Genomic DNA, 8,012 nt, shown 5'->3' with positions numbered 1-8,012 from the left:
TTCATTCTTGGCATGCAAGCCCGTGCGCACCTTAACGTTTTTTTGCATGAACTTTACCTTGAAGGCAAGGTACGCAATTTATCGGTGGGGGGCTGCCTGGTATATGTCAGTCTTGAAGACAGCATGGCACTCACCGTCAATCAGAGACTGCCAGGCGTGACCCTCGAGTTTCCCAATGGCGATACCTTCACGGCCGAGGGGCGTATCCGTCATATGCGTCCTTTTGGTAGCCATGATTATGCGGCCATTGGTATTGAGTTTATTAATATGACAGCCACTATGACCGAGACACTTTTCCATTATGTATCGGAATCTGAGTTCGAAGCCGCTTTTCGCTCGGGCCTGCAAGATAATGCTTCACGGGTGAAGTCACGGCTTTTTATAGCAGATGCTAAAGAGAAGAAGTTACAGCACAAAGAAGAGCGGGAGCAGATCCAAAACACCCAAAAAACTCCTTTATTACGAGGCATTCAGGAAATCGCTCACCAGCTACAAGTCATATTAATGTTTATAAAAAGTAGAGATATGCTGCCCGAGGAGAGCCTCTATGAGTGTGTTGATAGTCTCCTATATATGATTAACCAAGATCAGAAAGTAGTGAAGTACGCTCTGGCATTTTTGCATAACGAGCCCGAGTGGGTACGCCATGCCGTACAGGTGGCGAGTCAACTAGCGATGATATTAATCAGTCGTGACCCACACAACTCTCAGACACGAGAAGCGGTAGCTGGCGCCCTACTGCACACCATGGGCAAGCCACTGCTGATTAGTGAGAAACTGCCCTCACTTAAAATGCATATGTCACCGTCACAAACGGAAATACTTAAAGGGCACGTGCAAGCACTGGATCATAAGCTTTCAAGCCTTGGGTGGGCGCCCAGCCCCACCTGCCGTGACATTATTTTAAATGCTAACGAGCGTCTGGATGGCAGTGGCTATCCGGACGGTAAAACCGCAGATGTATTGTCAGAGCAGGTGCGTTTAATCAGTGTCATAAAAATTATCAACAAATTAACCCATGAGCGAAACAGTCAACAGCCACGACAGCCGCTTGATGCCTATCGCTGGGTTAATGACCTTCCTAGTCTTTATGAGAAATCATTACTTGTGGAGTATATCCAACACTTTGGCCTTTACCCCATCGGCAGCTTGGCTAAATTCTCAAACGGTTTTCTAGCCTGGATTATGGATGTTGACGCTAAGGGTATGCCCTGCAAAGTAAACGTCATTAAAAATTTGTCTTTCAAAGATACGTCTATTGATACCGTCCTTGAGAACAATGATTTCACCCAAATTGGTCGACTGGAGGGCACGGTGAACCCCTCCGATTACGATATTCATATGGTTAACCACGCCTAATTGACGATGCACCGTTGCTTTTGATGTTAAGCATACTCAAAATGGAACCGTTCCCATTTCATGAAGGCCATTATGTCATCTGCAGTTCGGCGTTCTACCATTCTTGAAGTCGCTCGTTTAGCCGGTGCTTCAAAAACCAGCGTTTCGCGCTATTTTGGCGATGAACGGGCACGTCTATCGCCCACTCTTCAGAACCGCATTGCCCAGGCAGCAAGCACCCTAGATTACCAGCCCAACCAAATGGCGCGTGGATTGAAGGGTGGGCGCTCCAAACTCATCGGGATGCTGGTAGCGGATATCCGCAACCCTTTTTCCGTGGCGATTACCCACGGTGTCGAACAAGCATGTCGCCAGTACGGCTACTCATTATTGGTATGCAATACCGACAATGATTCTGAGCAGGAGCGCCAGCATTTAGACCTTCTGGGTGCGTATCAGGTGGCAGGCTTAGTGGTTAATGCCACCGGCAGCCCCGAAACCCAACTACAGGCTTTCATCAGCCATGGAACGCCAGTCGTGCTGCTAGACCGCGAAGTCAGTAATGTGGATGCAGAAGTAGTAGGGCTTGATAACCAGCTAGCGATTGATAGCGCACTTGATCACCTTACTACCCAGGGTTACCAAGCCGTGTTGTATGTCAGTGAAGCCCTTGAGCAGTCGAGCACACGGCAACGACGGCTGGCCTGCTTTAACCAGGGAGCCCAACAGCGTGAGTTAAGCCATACAACGCTACTGTTAACAAGTGACACCAACGTGCTCCAGGCGCTAAGCCATTTTTTAGCCGCCCATCCCCAACACGCCTGTGCCGTACTGTGTGGCAACGGCAATGTGACCTTGACAGTAACGCGCCTTTTCCAGCAGCTAGGCCTACCGCTTGGTCAAGTCGGCTTAATGGGCATTGATGAACTCGACTGGTGCGATCTAGTGCCTCCTGGCATAACCACGCTTGCCCAGCCAACCGATGCTATCGGGAAAACGGCGCTTCACTGCTTGAGGCATAGAATTACATCTCAAACATCGCCGCAGCCGACAACATTGAGTTTTGCACCTACCCTAATCGCAAGAGGCTCCACCCGGCGTTAGCATTTTATGATCGCCCAAGCTTTATAAAAGCAACACAAATGGTATCGTTCCCATTAACCGACGACCAACAACATCAAGAGATGACTGACCATGTCCCACTCCTTTACTAACCCACCAGAAATCCTCACTTTTGGCGAAGCCATGACCATGTTCGTGGCTGACTCCCCCGGCAAGCTTTCCGAGGTTGAGCATTTCCAGCGCCGGATTGCAGGCGCAGATACCAATGTGGCGATTGGTCTGGCGCGTTTAGGGTTTCATGTCGGCTGGTTAAGCCGTGTGGGCAGTGATAGCTTTGGCGACTTTATTCGCAATACGTTAGAAAACGAAGGTCTGGATTGCCGTCATCTTCATACAGATACCCAGCACCCCACCGGGCTACTTTTTAAAGAGCGTGCACTTGGCGGTGCAGACCCAAAAGTGGAGTATTTTCGTCGCGGCAGCGCAGCCAGTTACCTAACCCCACAAGACGCTAGCGAAATTGACTTCGGCGCCCTGCGCCATGTACATGCAACGGGCATTCCCCCCGCCCTCTCCGCCTCTGCCCGTGAACTCGCTCACCATACGCTTAAAGAAGCCCGAGCTAAGGGTGCCAGTATTTCTTTTGACCCCAATCTACGTCTCAGCCTGTGGGCCAGTGAAGCTGACATGCGCGAGACGCTCAATGCCCTTGCCATGCTCTCCGACTGGGTATTACCTGGGCTTTCAGAGGGCCAACTTCTCACTGGGCAGAAGACGCCTTACGACGTAGCAGGCTACTATCTGGATCAAGGTGCCTCGGCGGTGATCATCAAGCTGGGGCCGGAAGGTAGTTATTATCGCGGCAACCTAGGTGGGCAGGAAGAGAGCTTTACGGTAGACGGTTGCCACGTAGCAGACGTTGTGGATACCGTAGGTGCTGGCGATGGTTTCGCTGTCGGCGTGATCAGCGCCCTGCTTGACGGTTGCTCGGCACGTCAAGCAGCCCAACGGGGCAACCTCATTGGTGCTCAAGCCATTCAGGTGGTTGGCGATATGGAAGGCCTACCTAACCGCCAGCAACTTCAAGCGCTTGAAACCGATCAACCCACTGCTTAATTCGCCCCGTTATGCTTTATTAAGCGCTTTATAACCAGGAGACAACAATGAAAAAACAACTAGTGGTTCAAGGACGACTCAGCGATGCTCAGTTAGCCGAGCTTAGCGGCTTGTTTGAGGTGGAGGTGCTGCCGAAAACGACCGCACTGAATGATCCTGCTAATCACGCTCTACTGGCTAACGTTCATGGCATTATAGGTTCCGGCTTAGCGATTACTCCTCAGCTTTTAGACGCAGCGCCTAAATTGAAAGTCATCGCGACTATCTCTGTTGGTTACGACAACATCCCTGTTGATGAACTGACCAAACGCGGCATCATGCTATGCAACACACCAGATGTGCTCACTGAAACCACCGCCGATACCGGCTTTACCCTGATCATGGCCACGGCTCGCCGGGTAGTTGAATTAGCAGAGTGGGTCAAAGCCGACAAGTGGCAAGCGAGTATTGGCCCTGCACTGTTTGGCAGTGATGTACATGGCAAAACCTTGGGCATGGTCGGGTTTGGACGCATTGGTCAGGCGGTGGCCAGGCGCGGCGCCCTAGGGTTTGGCATGAAAGTGATTTACTCCAACGCCTCTCCCAAACCTGAATTAGAAAGCGAATTAGGCGCGCAGCGTCGCGAACTCAACGAGCTGCTAGCCGAGGCCGATTTTGTCTGCGTGACGGTCCCTCTCACGGCCGAAACCGAACGATTGGTCGGTGCCCAGGAGTTCGCGCTGATGAAACCTTCGGGCATTTTTATCAATATCGCCCGAGGCAAAGTCGTCGATGAAAGCGCTTTAATAGACGCCTTGGAAAACGGCGTTATTCAAGCAGCCGGGCTGGATGTATTTGAGCAGGAGCCGCTACGCGCTACGTCACCGCTGACGAAGATGCCCAATGTGGTCGCCCTGCCTCATATAGGCTCCGCCACCCATGAAACCCGCGACGCCATGGCCCAGCGCGCGGTGGACAATATTCGCCTAGCGCTGCAGGGCGAACGCCCAATTAGCCTAGTGAATGAGGAAGCCTGCCGATGAGTACTGATACCTCGCCTTTCTGCTTACTCTTCGACTGCGACGGCACCCTGGTGGATAGCGAAATACTGCTTGCCGAGGTGATGGGCGCGATCCTTCCCGAATTCGGTTTACCCTTCTCAGCACAGCAGTATATGGACGAATTTAGAGGGGTACGTTTCCAGACGATTGTCCAAACGCTGGAAAACCGTTTTCAGGCTTTAGAAGAAGACGCTTTTCCCCAGCTTGAGGCGGGTATGCGAACCCGTATGGAAGCGCGCATGCGCACTGAACTTATCGCGATACCTGGCATGCCCGCCGCGTTAGAACAGTTAAGCAGCCACTCTAAAGCCGTGGTCTCTAATGGACCAGAGCGCAAAATTCGCTGCGCCCTGGAAAGCACCCAGCTGGGTCATCACTTTGCAGGTTATTTATTTAGCGCTTATACCCTCAATGTCTGGAAACCCGACCCTGAGCTTTACCTTAAAGCGGCGGCCGCCATGGGCTTTGCCCCCCAACGCTGTATTGTGATTGACGATGCGGCCGTGGGAGTGGAAGCCGGCCTAGCGGCAGATATGCACGTTATTCATCTCAACCATTTCCCGAACGAGGAAAGCACCCCCGAGGGCGCCGTGGGGATTCATCACGCAAGCGAACTGCCAGCGGCAATTTCACGCTTATCGACCGCCGCTATCGCTTAGCGGCAGGAGCGAGGAGGCTTTTAAAAGCAGGTCGCCATGTGTTCTTTCACGTTCAAGGCGTCATCGACCAGCAGCAGTTGGCGCCATTTATCAAACGTCAGGCATGGATGGGAGGCACCAAACGCAACGATGTCACCGATCTGAACGTCCTGGGCATCGTCAGATAGCCGCACGAACGTGTGCTGATCCATGATTTTCGTCACTTCCCAGCCAGCCACCGATAACGGCTGCGCTGGCGTACCAGCTTCCCGGTAGCGACGCAGGACAATGGGCAACTGATCATGTCCGATATCACGCTTACCTAGCGCCACAATCGCAAGCCCAGGTTCGGGAAGCGACTGCACTTGGGCAAAGACTTCCAAGGCAGGCACAAGCCCCTGTTGCAAATCCGGCCGACGGTCTAATACGGCCGATTGCGCTTCACGATAAAGCCCATGGTCGTGGACGATGTAGCAACCTGGGCGTAGCACGGGGTTAAATTTCCCCTGCAGTGGTGCGCCCTGAAAGGACTCCGCAATCACGTCATACCAGGCGGAACCTGACGCGGTGACAATCGGGTTTTCTTCAGCAAAGCGTCCAGCAGCTTCAAGCTCTACGGCAACATCCACCAGGTAGTTAGCATAGGTACGAATACCTGATTCGGGATTATCCCCGTGAACTACACCTTCATAGCCCTCTAACCCCACGAGGGAGAGCGCTGGCTCATTGCCAATCGCCTCTGCCAGCGAAAGAATTTGCTGCTGATTGCGGCAGCCACAGCGGCCTCCGGCCACGCCCACTTCAATCAGCACTGACAGCGTCAGCCCCCGATCGGCAAAAAAGCGCCCGAGTTGGCGCGCATTCTCATGGCTATCAACCACACAGTAAAACGTAGCACCCTGCTCAATCAGACTCGCGATGATGGCCATATTGGCATGGCCGACCAGTTGATTCGCCATCAGCAGCCGGGTAACGCCATGGGCAAAAGCGGCTCGACACTGCGGCGCAGTCGCTAAGGTGATACCCCACGCCCCCGCCTGAAGCTGACGGTGGAAAAGCGCGGGCGTCATGGTGGTTTTTCCATGGGGCGCCAAGTGAGCACTGTGAGCCTCTGCGAATCGTTGCATCCATATCAGGTTATGCGCGAGCGCAGCCTCATGCACCACCGCTGCGGGCAGGCTAACACCGGACAACAAATTAGGGCCGAGCTCCACCCCGCCTTTATCTACCGCTAATCCATGTGAACGCATACGCCTCCTTTAGAACGTAGCCGCCTATCTGAGTGTTAACTGACGCACCGCCAGCTCCACACCGCGCAGGCGCCCGAAAAGCGGCTAGCCGGGTGCCGTATTGCGCTGTTTATCATCAAGGAGCTGATGGCCGTGATGCGGGCGCAGTGGTAAACGTTCCTGCTCAGCTAGCTGCGCCACCGCTTGGTGTGTTCGCTTCCCGTTATCCGGCATGTTGTCGCAAGAAAGCACTGTAAAGGGAGCAATGCCTTTCTCACGGCGGTGCGCGGCTGCTGGGGCGAGGCAATATCGCCAATGATCATTAGGTCATCAACTCTTTACTCACCGCTAGCGGGGCTTAAAAAGTAGCCCTTCTCGGTCACCGTTAGTCGCCCACTGTTCTTCCAATTTATAAAGAACAATCACCTCTAACAATGATTCCGTGGCCCCTCCCCTGCAATGCATAAGACACGCGGCGGTTGGCGTAATTTATCAAAGATCAAACATGGAGCACTCAATTGAAAACCACCGTCAACGGGCTAACATAAAAAAAAGAAATATGTTTATAGCCAAATACAAGGTGATTTTATGCTCAACATTAATGGCTTTCATTACGGTACGTTTGTCGCATCGATCTTTACTCTAGCTGGCTGCACCGGCATGGGTGAGACGCACTCGACCACCGAGGTTCCTGGTAGAGCTGAGAGTGCAAAATCTCAATTATTAGAAGCAGGAGCAAGCATGATGCAAACGGACGCTCCCCCATCGCGTCTTAATGTTTACCTCGTCGGTTTTCATCCGCTAAAAAAAGAGCCACTGCATCAGTTTGAGGCCCATCACTTCTGTGATCAGGTAAACGAAGACTTCTTGCAGTGCGCTCTTTACGACGGCAATACTGATGATGCGAAGCTAAACGGTATTGAATACATCATCTCTGAAAAACTCTTTGAGCAACTCCCAGAAGAAGAGAAACAATACTGGCATCCGCATAACGGTGAAATTCTTTCCGGCCAGTTGGTTGCCCCTAATTTACCAGTAGTCGCCGAACATGAACTTATGAAAAGTAAGGTAAACAGCTACGGTAAAACATGGCATACGTGGGGTACAGCGCATAGTGAGGGCAATGAACTTTCATTACCCCTTGGAGAACCCTCTCTGGCGTGGTCGTTCAATCGTGACGGTGAGGCGCAACCTGGCCTGATTGAGGAACGCGACCAACGGATGGGCATTGATACCGAAGAGCGGCGTAGAGCACGGCAAGATTTAGTGCCATTAGCAAAGCCCCAGAGGGGCATTGATGCCTTGAAAGGCGAGTTTTCTAGGCCAACAAAGCCAATCCCTGGCGTCGAGGCCAAGCCTTCTTATTAAAATAGTTTGGCGAGAAAACCTAGTGGAAGATCTAGATCTCGGTGGCCGACTACGGCGTCACACATAAAGCGGAATATATCTAAATGTGTTGCTGGCTAACTGCGCATTGCTTGCGCTCTAACTCACTGGGCTGAAAATTTCCACTGTGAATGGCTACTGTCATTGAAAGCAACTTAAAGAAACCAAGAGTAAAGCAAGGAAACTTAAAGTAACGAGCTAGG

Annotated in this window: 7 protein-coding genes and 1 pseudogene; 6 read left to right on the top strand and 2 right to left on the bottom strand. The window is 52.3% G+C overall.

Annotated elements, in window-relative coordinates; genetic code table 11:
* The 5 genes from CXF87_RS11015 to CXF87_RS10995 form a co-directional block, all read left to right on the top strand.
* Window positions 1-1,359: HD domain-containing phosphohydrolase (locus CXF87_RS11015; RefSeq protein WP_101146672.1), on the top strand; the 1,359-nt coding region annotated here is incomplete at its 5' end.
* A gap of 72 nt (window positions 1,360-1,431) precedes the next feature.
* A complete protein-coding gene (locus tag CXF87_RS11010; RefSeq protein ID WP_101146671.1) occupies window positions 1,432-2,442 on the top strand; it encodes a LacI family DNA-binding transcriptional regulator in 1,011 nt (336 codons plus the stop codon).
* A 90-nt stretch (window positions 2,443-2,532) separates the two neighbouring features.
* Complete coding sequence (locus tag CXF87_RS11005; RefSeq protein WP_101146669.1) at window positions 2,533-3,516, top strand: sugar kinase; 984 nt, start codon at window positions 2,533-2,535, stop codon at window positions 3,514-3,516.
* Window positions 3,517-3,563: 47 nt separating this feature from the next.
* Window positions 3,564-4,538 carry a 2-hydroxyacid dehydrogenase gene (locus CXF87_RS11000; RefSeq protein WP_101146668.1) on the top strand — a complete coding sequence of 325 codons (975 nt, stop codon included), beginning with the start codon at window positions 3,564-3,566 and terminating at the stop codon, window positions 4,536-4,538.
* Window positions 4,535-5,215 (top strand): HAD family hydrolase, encoded by a 681-nt coding sequence (locus CXF87_RS10995; RefSeq protein WP_101146667.1) that lies wholly within the window; start codon window positions 4,535-4,537, stop codon window positions 5,213-5,215. The genes CXF87_RS11000 and CXF87_RS10995 overlap by 4 nt, the downstream gene beginning before the upstream one ends.
* A gap of 20 nt (window positions 5,216-5,235) precedes the next feature.
* On the opposite strand, the gene CXF87_RS10990 is transcribed toward CXF87_RS10995, so the two are convergent.
* On the bottom strand, window positions 5,236-6,444 hold the full coding sequence (locus CXF87_RS10990) for an amino acid deaminase (RefSeq protein WP_101146666.1): 1,209 nt from the start codon (window positions 6,442-6,444) through the stop codon (window positions 5,236-5,238).
* Window positions 6,445-6,603: 159 nt separating this feature from the next.
* Window positions 6,604-6,812, bottom strand: a pseudogene (locus tag CXF87_RS22405) (mannitol dehydrogenase family protein); the annotation flags it as partial.
* Window positions 6,813-7,011: 199 nt separating this feature from the next.
* Between CXF87_RS22405 and CXF87_RS10980 the strand changes: the two are divergent.
* Window positions 7,012-7,791: an OBAP family protein gene (locus CXF87_RS10980; RefSeq protein WP_232774891.1), complete on the top strand. Its 780-nt coding sequence runs from the start codon at window positions 7,012-7,014 to the stop codon at window positions 7,789-7,791.
* Window positions 7,792-8,012 lie beyond the last annotated feature (221 nt).

Origin of the sequence: Halomonas sp. MES3-P3E, assembly GCF_002836035.1 — a bacterium.
GTDB lineage: Bacteria > Pseudomonadota > Gammaproteobacteria > Pseudomonadales > Halomonadaceae > Vreelandella > Vreelandella arctica.
The sequence above is the reverse complement of the archived record's forward strand: the minus strand, read 5'-3'. Positions and strand labels throughout refer to the sequence as shown.

Bases quoted from the DNA above. Each gene is read 5' to 3' on its own strand.
- CXF87_RS10990 (WP_101146666.1), bottom strand. From the start codon at position 6,444: ATGCGTTCACATGGATTAGCGGTAGATAAAGGCGGGGTGGAGCTCGGC.
- CXF87_RS10980 (WP_232774891.1), top strand. From the start codon at position 7,012: ATGCTCAACATTAATGGCTTTCATTACGGTACGTTTGTCGCATCGATC.
- CXF87_RS10995 (WP_101146667.1), top strand. From the start codon at position 4,535: ATGAGTACTGATACCTCGCCTTTCTGCTTACTCTTCGACTGCGACGGC.
- CXF87_RS11010 (WP_101146671.1), top strand. From the start codon at position 1,432: ATGTCATCTGCAGTTCGGCGTTCTACCATTCTTGAAGTCGCTCGTTTA.
- CXF87_RS11005 (WP_101146669.1), top strand. From the start codon at position 2,533: ATGTCCCACTCCTTTACTAACCCACCAGAAATCCTCACTTTTGGCGAA.
- CXF87_RS11000 (WP_101146668.1), top strand. From the start codon at position 3,564: ATGAAAAAACAACTAGTGGTTCAAGGACGACTCAGCGATGCTCAGTTA.